The sequence below is a fragment of the Deinococcus yavapaiensis KR-236 genome (assembly GCF_003217515.1).
In the GTDB taxonomy this organism is placed as follows: domain Bacteria; phylum Deinococcota; class Deinococci; order Deinococcales; family Deinococcaceae; genus Deinococcus_A; species Deinococcus_A yavapaiensis.
This window is the reverse complement of sequence record NZ_QJSX01000001.1, coordinates 227,524-253,977: the sequence shown is the minus strand read 5'-3', so window position 1 is coordinate 253,977 and position 26,454 is coordinate 227,524. Positions and strand designations below refer to the sequence as shown.

The window sequence follows — 26,454 nt, the reverse complement described above, 5'->3', positions numbered from 1 at the left end:
TTCAGCTTGCCGCGACGCGTTCGTCTTGCAGCGCGAATGCCACCGCCGCCCGCGCGTGCAACTCCGTCGTGTCGAACACGGGCACGTCGAAGTCCGCCTGCGAGATCAGCATGCAGATCTCGGTACATCCGAGAATCAAGCCTTGCGCGCCGCGGTCGATGAGCTCGCGCGCCGCTTGCAAGTAGGCGGCCTTCGATTCCTCACGAACGACGCCTCGGCACAGCTCCTCGAAAATCACGCGGTGGACTTCCGCCCGCGCCGTGTCGCACGGCACGAGGACCTCGAGACCGTGCGACTCCAGCCGATCTCGGTAGAAGGGACGCTCCATCGTGAACGCCGTGGCGAGCAGCCCGAGGCGCGTCACGCCCGCCTTCTTGGCGGCGTTCGCGGTCACGTCGGCGATGTGGATGACGGGGACGCCCGAGCGGCGCTCCACCTCGTCCGCGACGAGGTGCATGGTGTTCGTGCAGATCAGCAGCGTTTGCGCGCCCGCGCGCGCGAGGCCCGCGCCCGCATCGCCGAGCATGCGGCCCGCTTCGTCCCAACGTTCGGCGCGTTGCAAGGCCGCGACCGCGTCGAAGTCCAGCGAGTGCAACACGAGGTCCGCCGATTTCAACCCGCCGAGCTCGTCGCGCACCATCTGATTCACGAGGCGGTAGTACAGCAACGTGGACTCCCAACTCATCCCGCCGATCAAGCCGATTCTTCGCATGACCGCATTGTGTTCCAACGCGCTCCCAGGCTCAAGAAAGTGATGAAAGTCGTCAGGAGATGACAGGATTCGGCTACGGTTTCGCATGAACGAGCGGCGTACCATGAAATCGACATCGTCCTCCCGATCGTTGGCGGCTTCAAGCTCACCTCGCCGTATCGCAAGGAGCTCACCATGCAACCGAACCGCTCGTCGACTCGCCGTGCCAACGCCGTCCACTTCGGTTTCCTGTCGCGCCCCAAGCTCTACGGCGTCTTCGAGGACCTCGAAAGCGTCCTGCTGCTGTCCGAACGGCTCCTCGCGCTCGGGCTCGGCGACGAGCAGGTGCAAGTCCTCGAAGGCGAGGAAGGCGTTCGCAGCCTCGACGTCGACGGTCGTCACCACGGCCTCGTCGCGCGCCTCGTACGCGCGTTGCAAGGCATGACGGACGAACGCATGCACGTCGAGGCGTACGTGCGTCATTTGCTGCGCGGACGCTACGTCGTCGCCGTGACCTTTCCGCGCGGTATCGATCACCGCGTGGTGTGCGAGGCGTTCAAAGCGGCGGGCGGCACTTGCGTGAACTACTACGGCGCCCTCGTGGTGGAAAACCTCAGCGCCTGACCGACACGCGCGGAAGCGGGCACGGTAGGATTCGTCTTATGCGAATCCTGGCTGTCTTTGCCCATCCGGACGACGAGATCGGCTGCATCGGTACCCTCGCGAAGCACGCGGCGCGCGGCGACGAGGTCATGCTCGTCTGGACGACCCTCGGCGAGCTCGCGTCGCAGTTCGGCGCGGCGTCGCACGAGGAAGTCACGCGCGTGCGCGCCGAACACGGCGCGTGGGTCGCCGAGCGAATCGGCGCTCGGCATCACTTCTTCGACATGGGCGATTCGCGCATGACCGGCGGGCGCGACGAGGCGTTGCAACTCGCGCGGCTGTACGCGCGCTTCCGGCCCGACGCGGTCATCACCTGGGACGATTACAGCGCCCACCCCGACCACCGAGTGACCGCCAAGATCGTGTTCGACGCCGTGACCCTCGCGCGCATTCCGAAAATCGTGAACGAGGGCTTGGGGGACGAGGAGCGCCTCGACGCCCACCGCGCGCCCGTCCGCATCTATCAGTACCATCATCCCCTCAGCGAGTTTCCGAGCGTCACCATCGACACGTCCGAGTTCTTCGAGGTCGGGCGCGACGTCGCTCGCTACTACCGCGACTTTTACAAGTGGCAGTGGTCCGACGAGCAGTACCTCGCCACGCGGGAAGCGGCGGGCCGCGCGGCGAGCGTGAAGTACGGAGAGCGCTTCAACTTGCGCGCCGCGCACCTTCCCGCCAGTGCATACCTCGGCTGAGCCGTTTTTCTCAATACAACCTTCACGGCGCGCGTTATCTTGAGGCATGTCGATTCCCATCTCTTTCAAGAACACGATTCAAGTGCGTGGCCGCACGGACGTGTTGTTTCGAAACGCCCTCGACCCGAAGCGGCGGGCGAAGTGGGACCCGAGCTTCGCGACCGGGTCGTACGTCGGAGACGAGAGACTCGCGAGCGGCAACCTCGTGAAGTTCAAGCTCGCGCGGCGTCTGCTCGGCATGTCCTTCGTGGCGAAGTTCGGCTCGGTGCAGGCTCCGACGCGTGGCGGATGGGAGACGGTGCGCGGCTTCGGTCCGTTCGACAAGCTCGCGCAGGCGTGGGTGTTCAAGCCCATGCCGGGCGGCACCGAGGTGACCCTCAGCGTGAACGCCGCCGTGCGCTACAAGTGGATCGCGACGACCGCAGAACGCCTTTTGCGTTCTGCCGCCGCGCAAACGCTCGTGGAGTTGCAGCGTCAGGTGGACGCCCAAGGCGCGCAAGCCGTGACGGAAGCCGCGCAGGAGATGGCGCGCAAGCAACGCGAATCGCAAAAGGCCCAGCGCGGCAAGCGCGGATTGTTCGGCCGCAAGGCGAAGTGAGCGCGCGTCCTTGAATCTCAAGCCTCGTTATCTTTGTCCCCTGCACCACGTTCACTCGGCGTGCTACAAAGGGTGAGATGGAAAACGTCGTAGCCTTGTTCAACGAACCCACGCAAGCGAGGAACGCGTTGCAGACCTTGCTGCAGCGTGGGTTTTCGCGTGACCGACTGGCGTTCTCGCTGCTCGATCCGGTCGCGCAGGAGGAACTCGCCGCCGAGACGGGCGTGTCCCACGAGGAAGGTGCGCCCGCCGGTTCAGGCGCGGTGTTGCGCGGCATCGGCTTGGGGGCGCTCGCGGGCGTTGGCCTGGCCATTCCCGCGTGGATTCTCATGCTGGTCATTCCCGAGGCGCGCCCTCTCGCGAGCGGCGGTTTGCTCGGCGTGATGTTCGGCGCGCTCGGCGGCGGCAGCCTGGGCGGCCTGTTCGGAGCCTTGTCGGGCGGTGACCACGGCGATTACGTGAAGCTGCTCGAGCGCTTCGGCGTGCCCGAGCGCATCGCGGCGAGCTACTACGACGCGCTCAAGGCGGGCAAAGTCATGGTGATCGTGCGCGACGCCGACGAGGAGTACGCCGAGGAAGCGACGCGCATCTTGCAGCAAGCGGGCGCCACCGACTCCGAAGGCGGCACGTCGGACAACGAAGGCCAGCTGTCCACCGAACGCGAAGTGCACGGCGGCCCTCGCCGTCGCTGAACGACGACCACCGAAGCGCGACTCCGAAAAGGAGTCGCGCTTCACTCTTCCAAGGGAGGGCGCAAGGCAGGGTGGTCGAAGCTCGGGCACGCGACGTCGAGGTCACGTCCGCCGTCACTCCACGTCAAGCGCGAGACCGGCAAGACGCCCACGCCGCTGCCCGCCAGCCACATTCGCCGCGTTCGCGCCAAGTCGCGAAGGTCCACGAAGCGCTCCTCGACGGGTTCACGAAGCTCGCGCAGCAACTCGGCGCGCGTCACGCTCGGCAACCCGCCGATCGGAACGACGAGTCGGCCTTCGACGTCCAGCACGAAGCTCGTACGGCTTCCGTCCACGACCGTGCCTTGCTCGCCCAGCAGCAAGCCTTCGAACGTGCCCGCGTCGTGGGCCGCTCGAAGGGCCAGGACGTACGGAAGGTAGTTTCCCGTCTTGTGCGCCGCGAACTGCGGATGCACTCGCAGCGTCGTGACGTGCGCCGCCACACCCCTGGAGACGCTTTCGGGCAACCTGGGCAGTTCGCTCGCCGACCACCGCAGTCCGCTCGACGTCACGGTGAGTCGCAGGCGACCTTCGGGAAAGCTCGGCAAGTGAGGTCGAAGCTCGCTCGCCGCCTCGACGGGATCGGGCAGGCCGAGAAACGCGCACGTGCCTTTCAAGCGCTCGAGGTGCGCCGTCCACAACAGCGGTGTTCCGAATTTCGTGCGAATCGTCGTGAAGGCCGTCAAGCCGTGCAGCCAAGCGGCGTCGTCGAACTCAGGCGCGAGTCGTGTCACGCTCGACCGCTTCCCCGCTCGAACCGAGCTCCAACCAGTTTCCTAGAAGCGTGCGCCCGTCGCGCGACAGCACGCTTTCCGGGTGGAACTGCACGCCCCACGCGGGCCCTTCGAGCGCTTCGAGCGCCATGACTTCCCCGTCTTCGCTTCTCGCCGTGACACGCGCGCGCGGCACGTCCCGCACCACGAGCGAGTGGTAGCGCGTGAACGTCGCGGGATTGGCGATGCCCGAGAAGAGGGCGCGTTCGTCGTGCCGAACACGGTCGGGCTTGCCGTGCGTCGGCGTCACCGCGCGCTCCACACGCCCGCCGAGCACTTCGCCGATCGCTTGATGCCCGAGGCAAATGCCGAGGAGCGGCAAGCGGCGCTTCAGGCAAGTGCGCGCGAGTCGAAGCGTCACGCCGCTCGTGCTCGGCGTGCCCGGCCCAGGCCCGATCAGGACGTGCGTCGGGCGCGGCGCAAGCAAGTCGTCCACGTCCTCGGTGTTCTCGCGCACGATCACCTCCACGCCGAGCGCCATGAGGTCGTGCGCGAGGTTGAACGTGAACGAGTCGAAGTTGTCGAGCAGCAGCACCCGCCCGCTGAAGCGCCGTTCGGCGGCGGGCGGCGACCACGGCGCGCCCGGCCGAGGCGGCGCGGGAGGCCTCGCGGCCCTCGCGGTCGCGGCGGGCGTGAGGGCCGCGAGGAGGGCCGCCGCCTTGTGCCGGGTTTCGCGCGCCTCGTGCGGCGCGTGAGAATCGATCACGACGCCCGCCCCGGCCCGAACGTCCACCCGCCACTGCCCGCCCGCACGGCGAAAGCTCGCCGTGCGGATCAAGATGTTCACGTCCACGAGCGGGCCGCTCACGAGGCCGACGCCGCCCGTGTACCATCCGCGAGGCGACGGCTCCAAGTCGCGAATCGCTTCCATCACGCGCCGCTTCGGCGCGCCCGTGATGGTGCCGCCCGGAAAGGTCGCCTCGAGAACGTCGCGCAGGGAAGCGTCCGGTCGCGCGTCGCCCGTCACCTCGGACACGAGGTGCATCACGTGGCTGTAACGCTCCACGAGCATGAAGTCCGGCACGCGAACGCTTCCCGCCGCGCTCACGCGTCCGAGGTCGTGCCTCACGAGGTCCACGAGCATCGTGTGCTCCGCGCGCTCCTTCTCGGACGCGCGCAACTCCGCTTCCAAGGCCTCGTCCTCTCGGTCGTCCTCGCCGCGTCGCCGTGTGCCCGCGATGGGCCGCGCGCTCACCTCGCCGTTCCACAACCGCACGAGCCGCTCGGGCGAGCACGACACGATCGTGTCCTCGCCGAGCTCCACGTACGCCATGAACGGGCTGGGATTGAGGTTCGCCAGACGCAGGTACGCCGCGAGCGGATCGCCGCTCGCGCTCGCCGAGACGCCCCGCGAGAGATTCACCTGATACACCTCGCCGGCCCGCACGAGTTCCTGGACGGCCGCCACGCCCGCCTCGAAATCGAGGTCGTCGGCGCTCCACTCGCCCACCGTCAACTCGGGCGTCGCCGCGTTTGCGCTCAGCGCGGCGTTCCAGTCGACGTGCGGCTGTCCGACGACCTCCAGCGTGCCCGCCTCGCGGTCCCACACGAGGCCCGACGGGTAGAAGGCCCACGTCTGCGCTTCCCCCTCACTGGCGTGACACGGAAGTCCGAACGCGCTCGCCGCCTCGTACTTCAACCCGCCGATCCACGCCGGAAAGAACGCGTCGAAGTCGGGCCGAGGAGGCACGTCGTGAACGACACGCGTCGGCGAGGCGCTCAGGAAGCAGTAACGGCCGTACTCGGTGGTCGGGCCCGCCGACTCCAGCAGGGCGAGTCCGACCACGTTCGCGGCGCGCAGGCGAACGAGGACGTCACGCGGCGACAACACCGAACGATTCTAAAGCACGGCGCGACGCCGCGGCGCCCTCAGTTATTGACGCTCATTCCCTGCGTCGTGAGCGACACGGTCTTGAGGTCCACGCCCATCGAGTCCTTGAACAGCTTGCCGACGCTCTCCGAGAACGGTTTCAGCGATCCCTGCTGCGCGGCCGATTGCCAACTGGCTTGCAAGGTCACGAACAGCAACTCCAACTCGGCGCCCATCTTCGAACGCGCCGGTGCGTCGCGCACGCTCTCGTTGCCCGCCAGAAGGTTGGCGACTTGCGCGCGCAGCGCCGCCAAGCGCTGCTTGTCGTCGGGTCGGTCGTCCGTCTCGTTGTTGACGATGCTCCAGTTCAAAAACAGGTAGGCCGTGAACGTGTCGGCGAGGTCGCCGCGCTTGAGGCCCAGCGCGCTGGCGATGCGCGCGTAGATCGCGCCGACGTCGTTGCGCGCGAGTTGCCCTTCGAGCGTCTTCGCGGCGTTCGCGTTCGCCTTGGCGAGGCTCGCGAGGTAGTCGTCTTGCGCCTTCTTCTTCGATTCGGGCGTGACGGTGTACGAGAAGTCGGCCTTCTTCGCGGCGTCCGTGACGACGGGCGGCGCGAAGAGCTTGTCGAAGGACAAGGTGCTCGCGCCCGACTGAGCCGATGCGTGCACCGCTCCGAGCGCGAGGGCGAGCAAGACGATATGACGAATTCGGGAATGCATGAAACCTCCGGGAATGCTTGAACTGCCGCTCATCGTACGAGTTCAGCATGATGAACGCCTCGGAGGATTCTCACGAACGGTCGGCGGCGCCGCGCGAGTCATTGCACGCAGCGGACGTCTTGGCTGAAGTACCTCATGCTGAGCTTCTCGTACGTGCCGTCCTGCTGGAATTTCTTCATGGCCACGTTGATGGCGGCGGTGAGCGACTTGTTCGCGTCGCGCGGCACGATGACGTAGAGGTATTCGTTCCACAACGGCGCGCTGACCTGATACTTCTCGGCGCCCACCTTCTTGTACATCTTCAGGGCGTCGAACCGCTCCATGACCAACGCGTCGATGCCGCCCGTCAGGAAGCCGTGAAAGGCTTGTTCGTACGTCCGGAAGACGTTGACCTTCTTCGCGAACGGCAAGTTGCGAACGTAGTAGAACGAGGAGGTGCCGATCGCGACGGCGACGCTGCGACCTTTGAGACCCGATTCGTCGGTCGGTCCGCCCTTGCGCGTCAGAAGCACGCCGCCCGCGCAGGCGAGCGGCGTGCTCGTGTCGACGTCGCTGAGCGACCCGAGCGTCGAGAAGATGGCGTCGAACGTTCCCGCCTGCAACTCGGGCATCAGCTCGTCGGAAGAACGAGCTTTGCTCCACGAGATCGTCCGGACTTTCATCTCCTTGGCGATCGCGTTCATCAGCTCCACCGCGAAGCCGCTCACCTCGCGTCCGCTCGTCGTCAACAGCCCGGGATTCTCTCCGAAGAAGCCGATTCGCAAGACGCCGCTGCTTTGAATCTTGCCCAAATCCGCCGCGACTGCCGAGCCGGGCAGGAGGGACGACAGACTCAGCAGGGTGAGGGAAGCCAGAGAACGGATACGCCGCTTTCGAGGAGTCGACATGATCACTTCCTTGCTGACGAGTTCTCGGGCGTTCGCCCGAGGCGAGTGAAAGCGCTTGCAAAACCGTCAAGAAATCCTGAATTGTCGGTGGTTCTTCTTCAGCATAGCCTCGCGTTCTATCAGTTCTCTTACAGCCGCGTTCTGCGGGGCAAGGCAATCGCAATGCTTTGGCCGAGACGAGATGGCAGTCGCGACGCCGCCGAACGCTGGATGACCGGGGCACGAGGAGCCGAAAGCGCTTGCAAAACACGTCGATGCGTGGACACGAAGGTCGGGCGGCTCGACTCGGCAGACTCGACGGTTCAGGCACTACACTGTCTGCATGAACACCGCCGACAAAACCATCAGCTTGCTGCTCGTGGACGACCACCCCGTCGTACGCAAGGGAACGCGCGACCTTCTGGAGGGCGAGGCGGATTTGCGAGTCGTCGGCGAAGCGGAAAGCGGCGAGGAAGCGATCCTCAAGGCGCGCGCCCTCACGCCCGACGTGATTTTGATGGACGTCTCCATGCCCGGCATGAACGGCATCGAGGCGACGAAGCGCATCAAGGCCGAGATGCCGACCATCGGCGTGCTCGTCCTCACGAGCTACGACGACGACGCGTACGTCTTCGCGCTGTTGGAAGCGGGCGCCGCCGGATACATCCTCAAGAACGCCACGGAAGACGAGTTGCTCGGCGCGGTGCGCGCCGTCGCGGCGGGCGAGAGCGCGCTGCATCCCACGGTCGCGAAGAAGGTGCTGGAGCGCTTCTCGGCCCAGCAAAACCCCAGCCCCGCCGAGGAACTTCTCAGCCCGCGCGAACTGGAGGTGCTCCGCATCGCCGCGACAGGCCGCACGAACAAGGAGATCGCCCGCGACCTCGACATCTCGCCGCGCACCGTGCAAGTCCACCTGGCCAACATCTTCTCGAAGCTCGGCGTCGGAAGCCGCACGGAAGCCGTGTTGTACGGCATCAAGCGCGGATGGATCGACGTCGCGGCGCTCGAGTAACGCCGAGGACGCCATGACCGTCTCGCTCGTGCCTCCCGTTTCCCACCCGTTTTCGGTGCTCGCCGAGTGCGACTCGGGCTCGGCCTTCGCGTCGCGGCTGTGCGAGCTCGCGCTCGCCCTCGGACGGGCGCACGGCGCTCGCGTGTCGGTGCTGCGCGACGGAGGGCTGCACGTTTTGTGCGAAAGCGGGCGTGGGCTCGCGCTGTTGAGAGACGAACTTGCCGTGGCCGCCGTGCAGGCACGCGCGCCGAGCGGGGAGGGGCTCGTGAGCGTCGTGCCGCTCGGACGCGGCGTGATCGAACTCGTCGGGGCGAGCGAGGACGGCGTGGCCGAACTCTCGGCGCTCGCCGCGCTCGTCGGCCTCGCTCTCGAAGGCGTGCTCGCCCGCGACGAGCGGCGCGGGCGCGGGCGCGTGGCGGAAGTCGTCGCGAACCTCGTGCGGCGCATCGGCGGATCGCTCGACCTCGGCGAGGTGCTGTCCGCCACGGCGGAGTCGGCGGCGCGCGCCTTGAACTTCGACCGCGCCTTCGTTGGACTGTTCCTCGAAATCGGCATGGACCATGCCAAGACGGGTCAGGTGTTCACGTTCGGCTTCGACGCCGACTTCGGCGAGGGCATCGGCGTGGGACCGCAGTCATTCGAGCGGCTCGTGCGGCGCGGCGAGCCCATCTTGTTCGACCGCGCCCGCGACGCCAAGACGCCGCTCGCGCAAGGGCTCGCCGACCTCGCGCCCGAACGCTGCCTCATCGTGCCGCTCGCCGCGCGCGGCCGTCCGCTCGGCGTGCTCTACGTCGACACGCAGCGGTCCGGCTCGCCGCTCTCCGAGGACGACGTGTGGCTCGCGCTCGCGCTCGCCGAGCAGGCGAGCCTCGCGATCGACAACGCGCGCTTGTACGAGGAGGAATCGCGCGGGCGCCGCTCGGCCGAGCAACTGCGAGAAGTCGGCAGCGCCCTGTCGGGCAGCCTCAAGCTCGCCGATACCCTCGAGAAACTGCTGGAGCATGCGCGTCGCTTGTTCGGCTGTTCGGCGTGCGCGGTGTACGAGCTTCAACCCGACGCGCGCACCCTCGCCATTCGCTCGGCGCTCGGGCTGACGAGCGAGTACGTGCTGCGCGCCCGCGCGAAGGTCGGCACGGGCGTCGTGGGACGCGCGGTCGAGAAGGGCGAGCGGGTGTGCGTGCGCGACGTGAAAGCCGAGAAGGTCGAGGGCGGCTCGCGCTACACCCGCGCCCTGCTCGCGTCGGGCCAGTACCCGTACCGTGGTCTCGTCGGCTTGCCGCTCGCCGCGCGCGGCAAGACCTTCGGAGGCTTGTCCTTGTATTGGGAAGGGCCGCTCACCCTCGACGAGCAGGAGTTGAGCTTGTTGGAGGTGTTCGCGGCGCAAGCGGCCCTCGCCATCGAAAACGCGCGTCTGTACGAAGAGGAAGTGCGCCGCGAACGCGAGGCGGGCGTGCTGCTGCACCTCTCGCGCCTGCTGGGAACGGGTCGCCGCGAAGGAGCGCTGCGCGAAGCGGTTCGCGAAGTGACGTTCGCGTTGAACGCCGACCGGGGCTTTCTCGCGCTGCTCGACGAGCGCGGAGACGTCGTGGAACTCGCGTCGCACGGCGTGAACGTTCGCGCCGAGGACGCGCGGCGCTTCCTGTCGGGACTCGGACGCGGCCCGAAGCGCCTCACGCGTCGTCAAGCCTTGAACGGGGCGGGCTCGGGCCTCATCGTCCCGATTCGCAGCGGCGACGCGCTGCTCGGCCTCGTGTACGTCGACGTCATGCGCGAGGAAGCGCCGCCCGAGCGTGTGCTGGCGCTCGCTCGCAGCGTCGCCGATCAACTCGCTCTCACGACCTCGCGCGAACTGCTGCTCGCCGCGCTCGAAAGAGAAGAAGCCCGCTACCGTCTGCTCGCCGAGGGCGCGCACGACCTCATCCTCGCGTGCGCTTCGGGCGGCACGATCACCTACGCGAATCCCGCCACGAAGAAGCTTCTCGGAGACGTCTCGGGGCGTCACCTGCGCGATCTGCTGGGCGAGGAGGCGCGCCTCGTGTTCGACCGCGCTTGGCACGATTGCCTCGCCGATCCGTCGAAGGGGGTGACGTGCGAAGTGACCGCCGTCGGGCGACGGAGCGCCGCTCGACTCGAACTGCGTCTCAGCGCCGTCGTGCGTGACCGCGAGGTGCTGAGCGTTCTGCTCGTCGCGCGCGACCTCAGCGAGCAGCTGCGTCTCGCCGAGGAGATCGCGCGGCGCGGCGAGGAAGCCGAGGCGGCCACGCGCGGTCAACTCGAGTTGCGCTCGTACCTCGCGCTGTTCACGCAAGCGCAGGAAGAGGAGCGCAAGCGCATCTCACGCGAACTGCACGACGACACCGCGCAAGTCCTCGTGGCGATCGGACGACGGCTCGATCGCCTCTCGAAGAGCCTCGTCGGTGACACCCGCGAACATGCCCTCGACATCCGCGCTGACCTCGGCGCCGCCATCGACTCGGTGCGTCGCTTCGCCCGCAACCTTCGCCCGAGCGTTCTCGACGACCTCGGCTTGCTTCCGGCGTTGGAGTGGCTGGCCGGGCAGGCGCGCACGCCCAGCCGCCTCGAAGTTCAAGGCGCCGAGCGCCGACTCGCGTCGAGCTTGGAGCTCACGATCTTCCGGCTCGTGCAAGAAGCGCTCACGAACGTCGACAAGCACGCGCGCGCCAACTCTGCCGCCGTGCGCATCGCCTTCGAGGACGGCGAGGTGCACGTCAGCGTCCTCGACGACGGCGCGGGATTCGACGTGAGCGGCGCGGGCGACCTCGCGAGCAAGGGGCATCTCGGCCTGATGGGCCTGCGCGAGCGCGTCACGCTTGCCGGAGGCCGCCTCGACGTCACGAGCGCGCCCGGCGAAGGTGCGTCGCTGAAGTTCACGTTTCCCGCTTGAAAAGCGAGCGGAGATGGGCGGGGCGCTCTGGCCCTGTCCACCTCCGCGAAGGGTCGACTCGTGGTTACTCGAACAGCGTCGAGACGCTCGCGCCCGTGTGGATATTGCGGATGGCCTGCGCGAACAGCGGCGCGACCGACAGCGTACGGAGTTTGCCGTTCGAGCCTTCGATCTTGCCCTTGGGAACGAGGACGGTGTTGGTGGAGCACACTTCCACCACGTCCAAATCGCGAATGCGCTCGACGGCGGGGCCGGTGTACACGCCGTGCGTGACGGCAACGTACACGTCGGCGGCGCCCATTTCCTTGGCGAGGTTCACGGCTTCCACGAGGCTGCCCGCCGTGGCGATCTCGTCGTCGACGATGAAGACGTTCTTGCCGCGCACATCGCCGATGAGGGCGCGGGCGTTCACGGTCGTGTCGGACGTGCGGCGCTTGTCGATGAACGCGAGCCCGGCGTCCAAGCGGCGCGCGATGGCGGACGCGCGCTTGATGTCACCCGCGTCGGGCGCGAGGACGACGCCCTCGTGCGCGTTCGGCACGACGCTCTTGATGTGATTGGAGATGACGACGGTCGCGCTGAGGTGATCTACTGGGATCTTGAAGAAGCCGTGCACTTGCGGCGAGTGCAGCGTCATCGTGAGGAAGCGGTCGGCGCCCGACGCTTGCAGAAGGTCGGCGACGAGGCGGCCCGCGATGGAGATGCGCGGCTCGTCCTTCTTGTCGCTGCGAGCGTAACTGTAGTAGGGCACGACGGCCGTGACGCGCGCGGCGGACGCGCTCTTGGCGGCGTCGATCATCAGCAAAAGTTCCATGATGGAGTCGCTGACGGGCGTCGTGAAGCTTTGCACGATGAACACGTCCGCTTCGCGCAAGCTCTCGGAGAAGCGAACGACGAGGTTGTCGTTCGAGAACTTTTCCGTTTGGCTCTTGCCGAGTGGAATGCCGAGCTCCGTGCAGATTTCCTCGGCGAGGGTGCAGTTGCTTTGACCGCTGAAGACCAGCAGGGGGGGATTGTTGGTGAGCAAGGAAGACCTCCGGCGCACGTCATGCGTGCGGCACCGTTCAATAGCATACCCGTCATGGAAGTGGCGCGGCTAGCGGGACGTCACATCGCCATGACTCGGACGGAAAGGCGCGGCGTGAAAAACGGGCGGATCGTCGATCCGCCCGCTCGAAGCGCCGAGCTTACATGTTGGCGATGATGAGGTCGCCGAACTCGGACGTCTTGACTTGCTTGGCGCCCTCCATGTCCCGGGCGAAGTCGTACGTGACGGTCTTGTTGCGGATCGTCGCGTCGAGGCCCTTGAGGACGAGGTCGGCGGCTTCCGTCCAGCCCATGTAGCGCAGCATCATCTCGCCCGAGAGGATGACCGAGGACGGATTGATGACGTCCTTGCCCGCGTACTTCGGCGCGGTGCCGTGCGTCGCCTCGAAGACCGAGTGGCCCGTGACGTAGTTGATGTTGGCGCCGGGAGCGATGCCGATGCCGCCGACTTGCGCGGCGAGGGCGTCGCTGAGGTAGTCGCCGTTGAGGTTGAGCGTCGCGACGACGTCGTAGTCTCTGGGGCGAAGCAGGATTTGCTGCAAGAAGTTGTCGGCGATGACGTCCTTGATCACGATGCCGTTGGGCAAGGTGCACCACGGGCCGCCGTCGAGTTCGGTCGCGCCGAATTCACGCTTGGCGAGGTCGTATCCCCAGTCGCGGAAGGCGCCTTCCGTGAACTTCATGATGTTGCCCTTGTGCACGAGCGTCACGGACTTGCGTCCGTTGTCGACGGCGTACTGGATGGCGGCGCGAATGAGACGCTCGGAGCCTTCCTTCGAGACGGGCTTTACGCCGAAGGCGCTCGACTCGGGGAAGCGGATCTTGGTGACGCCCATCTCGTCTTGCAAGAAGGCGCGAACCTTCTCGGCTTCGGGCGTGCCCGCCTTGTACTCGATGCCCGCGTAGATGTCCTCGGTGTTCTCGCGGAAGATCACCATGTCGACGTACTCGGGGTGCCGAACGGGGGAGGGCACGCCGTCGAAGTATACGACGGGGCGCACGCACGCGTACAAGTCGAGCTCTTGACGCAAGGCGACGTTGATAGAGCGAATGCCGCCCCCGACGGGCGTCGTGAGGGGACCCTTGATACCGACGAGGTACTCACGAAACGCTTCGACGGTGCCCTCGGGCAACCAGATGGCCTCGCCGTACACCTCGTTGGCCTTTTCGCCCGCGTAGACTTCGAGCCACTCGATCTTGCGATCTCCGCCGTACGCCTTCTCGACGGCGGCGTCGAGGACGCGGACAGACGCGCGCCAGATGTCCGGGCCGGTCCCGTCGCCTTCCACGAAGGGAATGATGGGGTTGTTCGGCACGTTGAGCTTGCCGCCCTGCATCGAGATCTTCTCGCCCGACTGGGGCACCTGGATATGAGGATCGGTCGCCATAGCGCCTCACTTTAACCCAGGCGACCGAAGCGGGAACTTCACGCATTGTTACTCGTTCAGGAACATCGCCTTCGACGTCTCTGTTGACACGCGGCGACGTTCACGGGTACCGTTTGAATGAATGTTCAATTCGCTGAACAATCATTCAGGAGGCGGTATGGCGGAGACGGTCCACGACCAAATCGCGGCGCTGAAAAGAGCGCACATCCTCGCGGCGGCCGGAAAGGTCTTCGCCGAGAAAGGGTTCCACGCCACGACGATCAAGGACGTCGCCCGCGCGGCGAGCGTCGCCGACGGCACCATCTACAACTACTTCGACAACAAGGCGGCGCTGTTGCTCGGCATCTTCGATGAGGCGGCGAGAACCGTGCGCGGCACGATCAACCCCGCCGAGCTCGCCGCCGCCTCGCCGCGTGACGTGCTGCGCGCGCTGCTGCGATTTCCCCTGCATGCTTTCGACGAGTCGAACTCGGCGTTGTTTCGAACCGTCTTGTCGGCGGTCCTGACCGACCGCGACCTCGCGCGGCGTTTCGGTGAAACCATCCTCGCTCCCCTGCGAGACGAAGGCGGCCTGCCGAAGAGCGTGGCGGGCGAACACGATCCCGCGCTCGTCGCTCGACTCGTGGCGAGCGTCGTCATCGGCCTGCTCGTGCAGCGCGCGCTGAGCGACGAATCGCTCGAGGCGGTCTGGAACGACTTGCCCGACCGCTTGACCGACCTGCTGTTGCGCGGACTGGATCAGCGTGCACCCTGACGCCCTCCTCACCCGGCGCCGTCCCCGCGAGGAACGCGGCCAATGCGAGAAAGGCAGGACGTCGTGAAGATCGCCATCATCGCGAGCGGCACGCGGGGCGACGTCCAGCCGTACCTCGCCCTCGGACGCGCGTTTCGCGCGGCTGGACACGACGTGCGCTTCGTCACGAGCGAGACCTTCGGCGCCGACGTCCGCGCCGAGCACCTTTCGTTCACCGCCTTGCCCGGCGACGTCCGTGACGTCATGAATTCGCCCGAGCTCAAGGCCCTGCTCGACAAGGGACGGTTCGTCGCCATTCAACGTCACGCCGCCAAGCTCGTCCGCGACGCCGCCCCCGCTTGGGCGAGGGCGGCGTTGAGCGCGTGCGAAGGCTGCGACGTCCTGCTCGCGGGACTCGGCGGCCTCCTGCTCGCGCGGGCCTTGTCCGAGAAGCTTCGCGTTCCGCTGATCGAAGCGCACCTCGTGCCGTTCACGCCCACCCGCGCTTTTCCCGCGCCTCTGATGCCGCCCGCCGTCGGACGACTCGGCGGCGTCGCCAACCGCTTCTCGTACCGCCTCATGGAAGCGATGATGTGGGCGGGATTTCGAGAAGCCGACGCCATCGTGCGGCGAGACGTGCTGCGCCTGCCGACCACGGCCAAGCGAACGGCGTACGATGCGCCCGTGTTGTACGGCGTCAGCCCACGCGTCGTCACGAGACCGCCCGATTGGCCCGCGAACGTGCACCTCACGGGATTTTGGTTCCTCGATCCCCCGGCCCAGTGGACGCCGCCCGCCGCCCTCGCGGCCTTCCTCGCGTCGGGAACGCCGCCCGTCTCGATCGGCTTCGGAAGCATGGTCGACCGGGACGCCGCAGCGACCTCTCGCGTCGCCCTGGCGGCGCTCGAGCGCGTCGGAGCGCGCGCCGTCCTCCTGTCAGGGTGGGCCGACGTGGAGGACGTGACGCTTCCCGACCATGTCTTTCGAATCGAGGCCGTTCCGCACGCGTGGTTGTTCGACCGAGTGTCGGCCGTCGTTCACCACGGCGGCGCGGGCACCACGGCCGCCGGGCTTCGCGGCGGCGTACCGAACGTCGTCGTTCCCTTCTTCGGCGACCAGCCGTATTGGGGGCGCCGTGTCGCCGCCCTCGACGTCGGCCCGGCGCCCGTGTTCAGGCGGGCGCTCGACGCCTCGCGCCTCGCGTCCGCTCTCCGAGAGGCGCTCACGAACGAAGCCATGCGCGCAAAGGCGAAGGCGCTGGGCACCGCGATTCGCGCCGAGGAGGGCGCGGCACACGCCGTTCGAATCGTCGAGACCTTCGCGCGCTCGCGTGGTTTGGACGCCTGAGCTCGCCCGGAGGCGCTGCAGTACCGATCTTCACAGTCTCTCCATGCAAGGAGGCGCAAACTGCTTCGCATGTCGAAATATCTTTCGGCTCGCCCTTACGCATTCTGGCCGACCGTCCCGCACGACGTGGTATGAACGGAGATCTATGACCGCACCCCAACCGCCCACGATCGGAAACGAACGCATCGATTACGCCGAGGTGCTCGATCAGCGCACGAAGATGCTCATCCTCTTCGGCGTGCTGCTCGGCTTGTTCCTGTCGGCCCTCGATCAGACGATCGTGGCGACCGCCTTGCCGAGGGTCGCCAAGGAGCTCAACGGCCTCTCGCTGTATTCGTGGGTCACGACGATCTACCTCTTGACGAACACCGTCACGGTGCCGATCTACGGCAAGCTCAGCGACATCTACGGACGCAAGCCCGTGCTGCTCTTCGGCATCGTCGTGTTCCTGATCGGCTCCGCGCTGTGCGGCATGGCGGGCGAGCCTTTCCTCGGCAACTTCGCTGGCGGCGGCATGATGCAACTCGTCGTGTTCCGAGGCGTTCAAGGTCTCGGCGCGGGCGCCCTCGGCTCGGTCGCCTTCGCGATCATCGCCGACCTCTTCGCGCCCGCCGAACGCGCCCGCTATCAAGGCCTGTTCGGCGCGGTCTTCGGCCTCTCGAGCGTCATCGGTCCGCTCCTCGGCGGCTTTCTCACCGACAACGTCTCGTGGCGCTGGGTCTTCTACGTCAACTTGCCGCTCGGCCTCATCGCCGTGTTCTTCATCCTCTCGAAGATGCCGCGCCTCGCCTCGGGCCTCAAGCCCAAAGTCGATTACCTCGGCGCCGCCCTCATCGTGCTCGCCTCCGTGCCGCTGCTGCTCGCCCTCACGTGGGGCGCGGACCGAACGTACGCGTGGACGAGCCCTCTCATCCTCTCCATGTTCGGCCTCACGATCGTCGCCCTCATCGCCTTCCTGTTCGTCGAGTCGCGCCACGAAAGTCCGATCCTGCCCCTGTCGCTCTTTAGCAACAAGACCTTCTTGTGGAGCTCCATCGCGCGCTTCATGATCGGCGCGGCCTTCCTCGGCGCGATCCTCTTCCTCTCGCTTTACCTCGTGCAAGTGCAAGGCGTGTCCGCGACGGCCGCCGGGACCGCCACCATTCCCCTCACCATCGGCCTCATCATCGGCGCGGTGGGCTCCGGGCAAATCGCTTCTCGCCTCGGGGTGTACAAGCCGCTCATGCTGATCGGCCTCTCGGTCGCCGCCCTCGCCTTCCTCTGGTTGTCCACGCTCGGACCCGACACGCCCTACTGGCAAGTCGTGGCGCGAATGGTCGTCCTCGGACTCGGGCTCGGACCCGCGTTGCCGCTCTACACCCTCGCCATGCAAAGCGCGGTGCAGCCCACGCAAATCGGCGTGGCGACCTCCAGCGGCCAATTCTTCCAGCAAATCGGCTCGACCATCGGCACGGCGATTTTCGGCGCCATCCTCACGTCCACCCTCTCGGCGCAGCTTTCCACGAACATCGGGAAAGTCGCTCAGGACGCCCCGCCCTCGCTTCGAAGCCAAATCGAACGATTCCAGAACACCTCCGGCGCGTCTTCCGGCGCGAGCCGAGCGGGCGCGAGCTTCGACGCCGACGCCATTCGCGTGCAAGCCGAGCAGGGCATCAAGCAGGGCTTCGCGCAACAACGCGACTTGATCACCCGCGCCCTGCGCGACAAGGACCCGCGAGCGATCGCCGCCTTGCAAGGCGACGCGCAGACCCCTCCGCAACTGCGCGGTCTGCTCGGCAACATCGACAACGTGCCTCCCGCCGCGACGCAGCAAGCTTTGCAAGGCACCCTGCAAGGCCTCTCGCAAGCCGAAACGCAAGCCGTCACCCAAGCGGACACGACCATCGGCCAGCTCGCCCGCGCCTTCAAAGTGAGCTTCTCGAACTCCATCTCGCGCATCTACCTCATCTCGGTCCTCATCGCGGCCCTCGCCTTGCTCGCCACGCTGATGCTGCCGAACCTGCGACTTCCGAAACGGGGTCAAGGCACCGCGGCGAGCCGACCCGCCCACGTCGAAGTCTGAGATACGAAGGAGGCGCGTGTGCCTCGCGAAGACGCTCATGGGGGCGCCGATTCGCGAGGCACACTCCACGTCGGCGCGAGCACGCGCGTTCCGGCGCCTCTCGCCGAACCGGGCCCCGAACGAGCCGAAAGCAACGAGGGCGTCCGGCGACGCTGGCTCACTTGGGCGGCGTTGCCGCACCAGCCCATCGGTTCGTGATCGACGAACACATGAAAAGATTATGATGTTTCTCGTGAGTCCTTCCGACCCGGCGAACGTTCGACCCGATCCGCACCTGCGAGCCCTTCTCGACAGCGTGCGCGACGGCGTCGCGTTCTTCACGCCCGACCTTCGCTACGCTTCGCTCAACGCGGCCCACGCCACGGCGAACGGACTGAACGTCGCCGATCACATCGGCCGCGCGATCGGCGAACTGCTTCCAAGCCTCGCTCGGCCACTCGAACGGGCTTTGCAGCGTGTGCTCGACTCGGGACAAGCCCACGCGGCCCGCGTGACCGGTGAAACCCCCGCTCGGCCCGGCGTCGTGCGCACTTGGCAAGTCACCCTCACGCCCGTGCATTCCGACTCGAACGTGCTCGTCGGCGTGTGCGCGGTGTTCGAGGAATCCGGCGAGCAGGGAGCCGTGGGCGTGCCCGCCTCGCGCGGCTCCGTCCCGGCGCTCGCCGCGCAACTGTACGGAGTCGTCATCGGCCTGACCGGCGCTCAGACCGTGCAGGAAGTCGTACGCGTCATTCTCACGCAAGGCTTTCCCGTCACCGGCGCGTTCGTCGGGGGCGTCGCACAGATCGAACCGGACGGGCAGCACCTGCGTGTGCTCGGTACGATCGGGTACGACGACGCCACGGTGAACGCTTGGCCGCTCGTGCCACTCGACTTGCAGATTCCCAGCAGCACCGCCGTTCGGGAGCGAACCCCGCTCTTCCTCACGCCGACCGATCTTCAGCAATCTTTTCCCGAGCTGGCCGCCACCCCCCTGTACGCCAATCAAGCGAGGGTGGTGTTGCCGCTCGTGGTCGGCGACCGAGTGGTGGGCACGCTCGACTTCGGCTTCGGGCCGCGCGGACCTTTCTCGATGCAAGAGCGCGAATCACTGATGGCCCTCGCCGACGCTTGCGCGCACGTGCTGGCCAACGTACAGCGTCTCGAGCGCGACCGTGACGCTCAACAAGAACTTGGACGCACGTCCGCCATCCTCAACACCATGTACGAGCACGCGCCCGTCGGCTTCGTCTTGATCGACGCCAAGATGCAAGTGTTGCGGGTCAATCCGGCGTTCGCGCGAATGGCAGGCAAGCCCGCCGATCAGTTGGTCGGCCGCAAGGTGACGCGCGAATTGCCCGAATGGCCGCAACTGGCGCTCGCCGTGGGGCAGGTGCGGGAAACGAAGGAGATCCTCAAAGGGTTGGTGCTGCGCCGCGCGTCCCAGGACGCAGAGGTGCAGTTCCTGGCGAGTTGCTACCCGGTGCTGACGTCTTCCGAGGGCTTGATCGGCGTGGGATGCGTCTTGTCCGAAACGCCCCCCTCGTCCTGAAGCGACCGTTCCACGCCGCTTCGCTCGAACGGGGCGCCCGAACGCGGGGGATGTGGGCTGATAGGCTAAGGCATGCACGCGCGATCCTTGGCGGCTCCATGAAGCCCGACGAGCGGAGCGAATCCGCCGCTCAGGCCATGGCGCGCCTTGCCTTGGCTCTGGCGACGACGAAGACGCCCGACGACGTCATGGCGGCCGTTTTGAAGCACGGCTTGATCGCCGTGGGTGCCACGGCCGGAAACGTGTTCCTCCTCGACGACACCACGAGTCTGCTGCGCCTCGCGAGCAGCCGGGGGTACTCCCACGGCTTCATGGACGCGCACGCGTCCTTGTCGCTCGACGCACCCCTGCCCGTCACGCGAAGCGTCTTGGACGGTCACGCGCGGTTCCTGACGGCCGACGACGTCGCGAGCGGTTATCCGTGGATTCCACGCGACCCGCTCGGTGGCGCTGGACGCGTGGCGGCCCTGCCGCTCACCGTTTCCGGAGCCTCCTTCGGGGTGATCGCGTTGACGTACGCGTATGACGCGCCGTTCTCCAAAGCCGAGCAGGAGACCCTCACGACCGTCGCCTCCTTGTGCGCGCAGTCCTTGAAGCGCGCCTTGCTCGCGGCGAGCACGGAACGCCAAGAAAGGCGAACGGCGCAGATCCTCGACAGCCTCGGTGACGCGGTCGTCACCGTCGACGCGGACGAGCGCGTCACGTTCGCGAACGTTTCTGCGTGCGAATGGCTCGGACACGGCGAACCTCTCGAAGGTCGCCTGCTCGCCGACATCCTGCGCGACCCCGAAGCGCGCGATTTGCTGGGCGCCGTGCGCGCCACTCGGTTCGACGGCGCGTCGTGGCGCGGCGAAGTCCTGCTGTGGCACGGCACTCGATGGTTCGACGTGCGAACGGCGACGCTCGACGCGGCCGGAGCGGTCGTGCACATGCGCGAAGTGACGCACCGAAAGACGGTCGAGCGGCAACTCCGCCACAGCCGAGAGCGACTGCTGCTCGCGTTGGAAGCGGCGAACATGGCAATGTGGGACTGGAATCTCGAGACGGGCGAACTCGCTTGGACAGGCCAGATGCACGTGCTGCTCGGCGCCTCGCCGACGGCGCCGGTGTCGTTCGACACGTTCGTCGCGCAAGTCCATCCGGACGACCGCGCCCGTCTCGCTCGCATCGTGGGCGACTTGATCGAGAATGGCGGAGTGTACGACGAGGAATTCCGCGTCGTGCATCCCGACGGCGTGGTCCGCTGGTTGCAAGGCGTGGGTGACGTGCGGCGCGAAGGCGGCCGAAGCGTTCGCAGCGTTGGCGTGAACTTCGACGTCACGGCCCGCAAGGATCTCGAGCGGGCTTTGCGCGAGGCGAACGAGCACCTCGAGGCCCAAGTCGCGCAACGCACCGCTCGCCTTCAAGACCTGAACGCGGAACTCCTCGCCATGGCCGCTTCCATGTCGAGAGACCTCTCGGAGCCCGTGAGGCGCGTCATGGGCTTTCTGGCGCTTCTTCAACGACGGTACGGCGCGGTGTTCGAGAATCGGGAAGCGGCGCTCTTCGAATTGGTGCGCGAGGAGGCGGAGCGCGCGGCGACCCTCATCGAGGAACTCGCGCACCTCACGCGTCACGAGCGCGTCACTCTCGACGTGAAGCGCGTTCCCATGGACTTGCTGATCGCCCAGGTCGTGAGCGACCTCGCCCGCGAAGTGCAGGGACGACGCGTCGAATGGGCCGTGGCGCCTCTGCCCGTCGTGAACGGCGACCCGCGACTGCTTCGCTTGGCGTTCACGAGCTTGCTGCACAACGCGTTGCGCTTCACTCGCTTTCGCGACGTGGCGAGAATCGAGGTGGGGAGCGAGCGGACCGGGAACGAGGTGCGCGTGTGGGTGCGCGACAACGGCGCGGGGTTCGACGCGGAGGACGCTCCGCGAGTCTTTCAGCTGTTCACCCGACTTCACCCCGAAGGGTCGGGAACCGGCGTGAGCTTGGCGCACGTCCGGCGCGTGATCGAACGGCATGGCGGGCGCGTGGAGGCGTACGGTGAAGTGGGTGTGGGCGCGACTTTCACCGTGATCCTTCCCCTATGACCGTCGACGTGTCACGCCAGCCCTCGAGCGCGATCCCGGCAGGACGAATTCGGGTGCGGCGACGACGGGGTAGGACGTCGCGGGAGAGCGGTCGCTCGAGGCGGCGAAGCCCTGCCGGGAACGGTCGCTCGCGAAGATCGCCGCCCCTAAGCTCGAACCGCGAGGACGCGCAGGCGGACGTAATCGGCCACCCACTCGCCCGATTGCCACAGCGTGGCGCGGGCGATGCGCTCCGCCTCCACCACCACCGCTTCGCGCTCCGAGTCGTCCAACTTCGCGAGCAATCCACCGCCGAACATGGTCAGCCACGCCCGCAAGCCGTCCTCGCCTTCCAAGCGGGTGGGCCGCTCGAACGATTCCGCTCGGCGCACGACCAGCCCGAAGGACTCCAGCAAGCTCGCGTACTCGCCGACGCTGGGGAAGTACCAAGGCGCGGGCACGTCCGCCAGGCCCAGCCGACGCCGCGCCTCGCTCGTCGCTTCCACGATGCCCGCGACGTTTCCCCGTCCGCCGAACTCCGCCACGAAGCGCCCACCTCGGCGTAGCGAAGCGGCTACACGCTCGACGACCGCCTCGGGCGGCTTCACCCAGTGAAGCGCCGCGTTCGAGAAGATCGCGTCGTGCGGCTCCACCTCGAACGTCCGGGCGTCCGCGACCTTCCACGTCAAGCTTGGAAATTTGGTCGACGCCGCCTCGATCATCTCGCTCGAAGCGTCGATGCCCAACACGCTCGCGCCCGCCTCGGCGATCTTCACCGTGAGCTCGCCCGTGCCGCAGCCGAGGTCCACGATGCGCTCTCCAGGCTGCGCGTCGAGCCACGTCAGCACGCCGCCGCCGTGCTGCCATACGAACGCGTGGCGATCGCGGTACAAATCGGAATTCCAAGTCGTCATGGCCTCGCCCTCCTTCTCGAAGCAGGCTTTCGCTGCTCGGCGCGCGATCTTCGCTGCCTCGCCTCTTCGCCGCTCGCTACGCGCAGTCGCCCTCGAGCACGAGGACGACCGCGAGCTTGTGAACCGACGTGTTGCCGGGTCGCGAGTAAATCAGTCGGTCACGGCGCCGCGCGCGGCGCTCCCGACGAGCTTGGCGTACTTCGCGAGCACGCCGCGCGTGTACCGAGGGGACGGCGGCGACCATGCGGCGCGGCGCCGCTCGATCTCCTCGTCGGGCACGTGCATGGTGAGCTCGCACGTCTCGGCGTTCAAGGTGATGAGGTCGCCTTCGTGGACGAGCGCGATCGGCCCGCCGACTTGCGCTTCGGGCGACACGTGTCCCACCACGAGGCCGTACGTTCCGCCGCTGAACCGTCCGTCGGTGATGAGTCCCACCGAGTCCCCGAGGCCCTTGCCGATGATCGCCGAGGTGGGCGAGAGCATCTCGCGCATGCCCGGCCCGCCTTTGGGCCCCTCGTAGCGAATGATGATGACGTCGCCAGGACGGATCTCGTCGCCCATGATGGCCGCCATGCACGCCTCTTCCGAGTCGTACACGCGCGCGGGACCCGTGATCTTGATGCTCTTGAGGCCGCTGATCTTGGCCACGCCACCTTCGGGCGCGAGGTTGCCGCGCAGCACGGCGAGGTGCCCTTGCTGATAGATCGGCGTCTCGAACGGCAAGATGACGTCTTGACCCGCGTCGGGCTCGCTCGGCACGTCGGCGAGGTTCTCGGCGATGGTCTTGCCCGTGACCGTCATGCACTCGCCGTGCAACAGGCCTGCTTCGAGCAGCATCTTCATGACGCGCGGAATGCCGCCTACCTGGTGAAGGTCCGTCGCGACGTACTTCCCGCTCGGCTTGAGGTCGCAGAAGACGGGCGTGCGCTCGCGAATACGCTCGAAGTCGTCGAGGGCGAGGTCCACGCCGATCGCGTGCGCGATCGCCATGAGGTGCAACACCGCGTTCGTGCTGCCGCCAACCGCCATGATGACCGTGATGGCGTTCTCGAACGCCTGCTTCGTGAGAATATCGCGCGGACGCAGATCCAGTTCGATCAACTTCAAGAGCGCCCGGCCCGACTCGGCGGCGCTCTCCGCCTTCTCGAGGTCCTCGGCGGCCATCGTGGACGAGTACGGCAAGCTCATGCCCATCGCCTCGAAGGCGCTCGACATGGTGTTCGCCGTGTACATTCCGCCGCACGATCCGTTGCCGGGACACGCCTTCTTCTCGATCGCCTGGAATTCCGCGCGGTCGATCTTGCCCGCCCCGAACGCCCCGACCGCCTCGAAGACGGAGACGATCGTGAGGTCCTGCCCGTCGTGATGGCCCGGCTTGATCGTTCCGCCGTACACGAAGATCGCCGGGATGTTGAGGCGCGCCATGCCGATCATCGCGCCGGGCATGTTCTTGTCGCAACCGCCCACGACGACCACGCCGTCGTGCGACTGGCCGCGGCACACCGTCTCGATCGAGTCGGCGATCACCTCGCGGCTGACGAGCGAGCACTTCATGCCCTCGGTGCCCATCGAGATGCCGTCGGACACGGTGATCGTTCCGAAGATCTGCGGCATTCCCCCGCCCGTCTTGATCGCGTCGAAGATGTGGTCGCCGAGCGCCCCGAGGCCGTTGTTGCACGGCGTGATGTTGCTTTGCGCGTGCGCCACCCCGATGATGGGCTTGCCGAAGTCCTCGTCGGTGAAGCCCACCGCGCGCAGCATCGCCCGGTTGGGCGCGCGCTCGTCGCCTTGGGTGACGACCCTCGAGTTCCAGTTGAGTTGACGGGTTTTCGTGTCGGTCATGTCTCTCCTTGTACCGCGTGCGGCGCCGCGTGCGCGCCGTCTTGTCTTACTTCGGCCGTTCTTCGCGAAGCCCTTGGTTCGGGGCCGATTCAGTAAGTCTGCTCGAAGTGCTCGACGTGGGCGTGCCGCAGCAAGTGGCCCCACACGGCCCGCCACGCCGGAAAGCGCTCGGATTGCCGAAAGGTGACGGTGTGCGCTTCGAGGTTCTCCCACCACACCAGCAGGGTGAAGACGTCGGGACGTTCGACGCCTCGGTGCAGTTCGTGCCGAAGGTACCCGGGCGTGCTTTCGAGGATCGGAAAGGCGCTCGGCATCACGCGAACGAATTCGTCCGCGCCCCCTTCGTGCAACTCGATGGTGGCGACTTCGAGGATCATCAGGGCGTCTCCGCCGTCACGGTCGCCTTGACGCGGGCCTGCCCCGCGACGATCTGGTTGATGGCGTGCAGCCACGCCCTCGCGGACGCTTCGACGACGTCCGTCGCGAGACCGATGCCCATCACGGTGACGCCCTTGTAGCGCACGCCCGCGCTGACTTCCCCGAGCGCCTCGTTGCCGCGCGTGACGCTTTGAAGGCGGTAGCTGTCGAGTTCGGGCGTGATGCCCGTCGCGTGGCTGATGGCGTTCATGGCGGCGGCCACCGGACCGTCGCCCGTGGCGGCGGCTTCCAGCATCCCGTTCGGCGAGGTGAGCTTGATGGTGGCGGTCGGGGTGACGTGCGTTCCCGACAGGACTTGCAACGAGTCGATGTGGAAGGTCGCTTGCACTTCCGCGCCCGCCTCGACGAGGGCGCGCAAGTCGTCCGCGTAGATTTGCCCTTTGCGGTCGGCGAGTTCCTTGAAGCGGGCGAACAAGGCGTTCACGGCGTCCTCGTTCAGCCCTCGGTCCGAGGTGCCGTTCGTGACGTACCCGAGGTCGGAGAGCGCCTTGCGGAACGCGGCGCGGCCGCTGTGCTTGCCCATCACCATGACGGCCGCTTCGCGCCCGACGAGTTCGGCGTTCATGATCTCGTACGTTTCCTTGTGCTTCAGCACGCCGTCTTGGTGAATGCCGCTTTCGTGCGCGAAGGCGTTGTCGCCGACGATGGCCTTGTTCGGCTGGACGGGCATCCCCGTGAGGCGCGACACGAGGCGTGACACGCGGTACAGCTCGCGCGTGCGCAGGCCCGTCTCGGCTCGGTAGTGGTCGCGGCGCGTGTGAATCGCCATCACGACTTCCTCCAGCGACGTGTTGCCCGCTCGCTCGCCGATGCCGTTGATGGTGCACTCGATTTGAGTGGCGCCGTTCTCGACGGCCGCGAGGCTGTTGGCGGTAGCCATGCCGAGGTCGTCGTGGCAGTGAGTCGAAATCGCGACCGGCCGGCCGCGCACGATCTCGTCGCGCACGCGGGCGATGAGGCGCCCGTACTCCTCGGGGGTGCCGTACCCGACCGTGTCGGGAATGTTGATGACCGTCGCGCCCGCCTCGATGGCCGCGTCGTACAAGCGAATCACGAAGTCGAAGTCGGCGCGCATGACGTCTTGCCCGCTGAACTCCACGTCGTCCGTGAACTGCCGCGCGAACTGCACGGCCTTCACGCTCGACTCGACGACTTGCTCGGGCGTCTTGCGCAGCATGTGCTCGATTTGCACCTTGCTGGCGGACGTGAACACGTGAATGCGCGACTTCGCGGCAGATTCGAGCGCTTGCGCGGCCCGTTCGATGTCTCCTCGGGCCGTGCGCGCCAAGCCGCAAATCGTCGGGCCGCGGACTTCGCGCGAGATGCGCTTGACGCACTCGAAGTCCCCGTCGGACGTGATCGGAAAGCCCGCCTCGATGACGTCCACGCCCAGACGCGCGAGGGCGTGCGCGATCTCGATCTTCTGGTTGTGGTTGAGGGCGACGCCCGGCGACTGCTCGCCGTCACGCAGGGTCGTGTCGAAGATGTGGATGCGGGAAGTGGAACTCGTCATGGCGTTCTCCTTGTCGAAACGAAACCCAAAAGCGAACCCCCGGAGCTTTGTTCGCTCCGGGGGTGGTTGGCGCACGCGATTCTTACGCCCGACTCTCCCGGAGCGGACGAAGAAGAAGCGAG

General features: G+C 66.9%; 22 protein-coding genes. 11 read left to right on the top strand and 11 right to left on the bottom strand.

Annotation, left to right across the window (positions count from 1 at the left end; genetic code table 11):
• Nucleotide 1: 1 nt before the first annotated feature.
• On the bottom strand, nucleotides 2-712 hold the full coding sequence (locus DES52_RS01215; protein WP_110884931.1) for an aspartate/glutamate racemase family protein: 711 nt from the start codon (nucleotides 710-712) through the stop codon (nucleotides 2-4).
• Between the two features lie 174 nt (nucleotides 713-886).
• Here DES52_RS01215 and DES52_RS01210 point away from each other — a divergent pair, with 174 nt between their 5' ends.
• From DES52_RS01210 to DES52_RS01195, 4 genes are all read left to right on the top strand, one after another.
• Nucleotides 887-1,315, top strand: a complete 429-nt coding sequence (locus DES52_RS01210; RefSeq protein WP_110884930.1) for a hypothetical protein — start codon at nucleotides 887-889, stop codon at nucleotides 1,313-1,315.
• Between the two features lie 38 nt (nucleotides 1,316-1,353).
• The gene (locus tag DES52_RS01205) at nucleotides 1,354-2,049 is read left to right on the top strand and encodes a PIG-L deacetylase family protein (RefSeq protein WP_110884929.1); all 696 of its coding nucleotides are present in this window, start codon (nucleotides 1,354-1,356) and stop codon (nucleotides 2,047-2,049) included.
• Nucleotides 2,050-2,095: 46 nt separating this feature from the next.
• Nucleotides 2,096-2,647 carry an SRPBCC family protein gene (locus tag DES52_RS01200; protein WP_110884928.1) on the top strand — a complete coding sequence of 184 codons (552 nt, stop codon included), beginning with the start codon at nucleotides 2,096-2,098 and terminating at the stop codon, nucleotides 2,645-2,647.
• A 77-nt stretch (nucleotides 2,648-2,724) separates the two neighbouring features.
• Nucleotides 2,725-3,339, top strand: a complete 615-nt coding sequence (locus DES52_RS01195) for a hypothetical protein (protein ID WP_110884927.1) — start codon at nucleotides 2,725-2,727, stop codon at nucleotides 3,337-3,339.
• A gap of 41 nt (nucleotides 3,340-3,380) precedes the next feature.
• Here the strand turns inward: DES52_RS01195 and DES52_RS01190 are convergent, their stop codons facing one another.
• The 4 genes from DES52_RS01190 to DES52_RS01175 all read right to left on the bottom strand — a co-directional run bounded on the left by DES52_RS01190 (nucleotide 3,381) and on the right by DES52_RS01175 (nucleotide 7,567).
• Complete coding sequence (locus tag DES52_RS01190) at nucleotides 3,381-4,112, bottom strand: aminotransferase class IV (protein WP_110884926.1); 732 nt, start codon at nucleotides 4,110-4,112, stop codon at nucleotides 3,381-3,383.
• Nucleotides 4,093-5,982, bottom strand: a complete 1,890-nt coding sequence (locus DES52_RS01185) for a chorismate-binding protein (RefSeq protein WP_110884925.1) — start codon at nucleotides 5,980-5,982, stop codon at nucleotides 4,093-4,095. Before DES52_RS01185 ends, DES52_RS01190 begins: the two co-directional genes overlap by 20 nt.
• Before the next feature lie 38 nt (nucleotides 5,983-6,020).
• Nucleotides 6,021-6,680 (bottom strand): DUF6683 family protein, encoded by a 660-nt coding sequence (locus DES52_RS01180; RefSeq protein WP_110884924.1) that lies wholly within the window; start codon nucleotides 6,678-6,680, stop codon nucleotides 6,021-6,023.
• A gap of 98 nt (nucleotides 6,681-6,778) precedes the next feature.
• A complete protein-coding gene (locus DES52_RS01175) occupies nucleotides 6,779-7,567 on the bottom strand; it encodes a substrate-binding periplasmic protein (RefSeq protein WP_110884923.1) in 789 nt (262 codons plus the stop codon).
• A 322-nt stretch (nucleotides 7,568-7,889) separates the two neighbouring features.
• Between DES52_RS01175 and DES52_RS01170 the strand changes: the two genes are divergently transcribed.
• Together DES52_RS01170 and DES52_RS01165 are read left to right on the top strand one after the other, a co-directional pair.
• On the top strand, nucleotides 7,890-8,558 hold the full coding sequence (locus tag DES52_RS01170) for a response regulator (RefSeq protein ID WP_110884922.1): 669 nt from the start codon (nucleotides 7,890-7,892) through the stop codon (nucleotides 8,556-8,558).
• A 13-nt stretch (nucleotides 8,559-8,571) separates the two neighbouring features.
• Entirely contained in the window at nucleotides 8,572-11,463 is a 2,892-nt protein-coding gene (locus DES52_RS01165; protein ID WP_110884921.1) for a GAF domain-containing sensor histidine kinase, read from the top strand.
• A gap of 64 nt (nucleotides 11,464-11,527) precedes the next feature.
• On the opposite strand, the gene DES52_RS01160 is transcribed toward DES52_RS01165, so the two are convergent.
• Entirely contained in the window at nucleotides 11,528-12,490 is a 963-nt protein-coding gene (locus DES52_RS01160; protein ID WP_170130833.1) for a ribose-phosphate diphosphokinase, read from the bottom strand.
• A gap of 160 nt (nucleotides 12,491-12,650) precedes the next feature.
• Nucleotides 12,651-13,898 carry an NADP-dependent isocitrate dehydrogenase gene (gene icd / locus DES52_RS01155; RefSeq protein ID WP_110884919.1) on the bottom strand — a complete coding sequence of 416 codons (1,248 nt, stop codon included), beginning with the start codon at nucleotides 13,896-13,898 and terminating at the stop codon, nucleotides 12,651-12,653.
• 157 nt (nucleotides 13,899-14,055) lie between these two features.
• Between icd and DES52_RS01150 the strand changes: the two genes are divergently transcribed.
• The 5 genes from DES52_RS01150 (at nucleotide 14,056) to DES52_RS01130 (ending at nucleotide 21,646) form a co-directional block, all read left to right on the top strand.
• Nucleotides 14,056-14,652: a TetR/AcrR family transcriptional regulator gene (locus DES52_RS01150; RefSeq protein ID WP_170130832.1), complete on the top strand. Its 597-nt coding sequence runs from the start codon at nucleotides 14,056-14,058 to the stop codon at nucleotides 14,650-14,652.
• Between the two features lie 42 nt (nucleotides 14,653-14,694).
• Nucleotides 14,695-15,978, top strand: coding sequence for a glycosyltransferase (locus DES52_RS01145; RefSeq protein WP_110884917.1), 1,284 nt, complete (start codon nucleotides 14,695-14,697; stop codon nucleotides 15,976-15,978).
• A gap of 145 nt (nucleotides 15,979-16,123) precedes the next feature.
• Entirely contained in the window at nucleotides 16,124-18,040 is a 1,917-nt protein-coding gene (locus tag DES52_RS01140; RefSeq protein ID WP_110884916.1) for an MDR family MFS transporter, read from the top strand.
• 232 nt (nucleotides 18,041-18,272) lie between these two features.
• Complete coding sequence (locus tag DES52_RS01135; RefSeq protein ID WP_170130831.1) at nucleotides 18,273-19,571, top strand: PAS domain-containing protein; 1,299 nt, start codon at nucleotides 18,273-18,275, stop codon at nucleotides 19,569-19,571.
• 98 nt (nucleotides 19,572-19,669) lie between these two features.
• Entirely contained in the window at nucleotides 19,670-21,646 is a 1,977-nt protein-coding gene (locus DES52_RS01130) for an ATP-binding protein (protein ID WP_170130830.1), read from the top strand.
• A gap of 146 nt (nucleotides 21,647-21,792) precedes the next feature.
• Here DES52_RS01130 and DES52_RS01125 read toward each other — a convergent pair whose 3' ends face one another.
• The 4 genes from DES52_RS01125 to DES52_RS01110 form a co-directional block, all read right to left on the bottom strand.
• Nucleotides 21,793-22,539 (bottom strand): class I SAM-dependent methyltransferase, encoded by a 747-nt coding sequence (locus DES52_RS01125; RefSeq protein ID WP_110884913.1) that lies wholly within the window; start codon nucleotides 22,537-22,539, stop codon nucleotides 21,793-21,795.
• Between the two features lie 150 nt (nucleotides 22,540-22,689).
• On the bottom strand, nucleotides 22,690-24,381 hold the full coding sequence (ilvD, locus tag DES52_RS01120) for a dihydroxy-acid dehydratase (RefSeq protein ID WP_110884912.1): 1,692 nt from the start codon (nucleotides 24,379-24,381) through the stop codon (nucleotides 22,690-22,692).
• A gap of 89 nt (nucleotides 24,382-24,470) precedes the next feature.
• Entirely contained in the window at nucleotides 24,471-24,758 is a 288-nt protein-coding gene (locus DES52_RS01115) for an antibiotic biosynthesis monooxygenase family protein (protein WP_110884911.1), read from the bottom strand.
• The gene (locus DES52_RS01110) at nucleotides 24,758-26,332 is read right to left on the bottom strand and encodes a 2-isopropylmalate synthase (RefSeq protein WP_110884910.1); all 1,575 of its coding nucleotides are present in this window, start codon (nucleotides 26,330-26,332) and stop codon (nucleotides 24,758-24,760) included. The genes DES52_RS01115 and DES52_RS01110 overlap by 1 nt, the downstream gene beginning before the upstream one ends.
• Nucleotides 26,333-26,454: the final 122 nt, after the last annotated feature.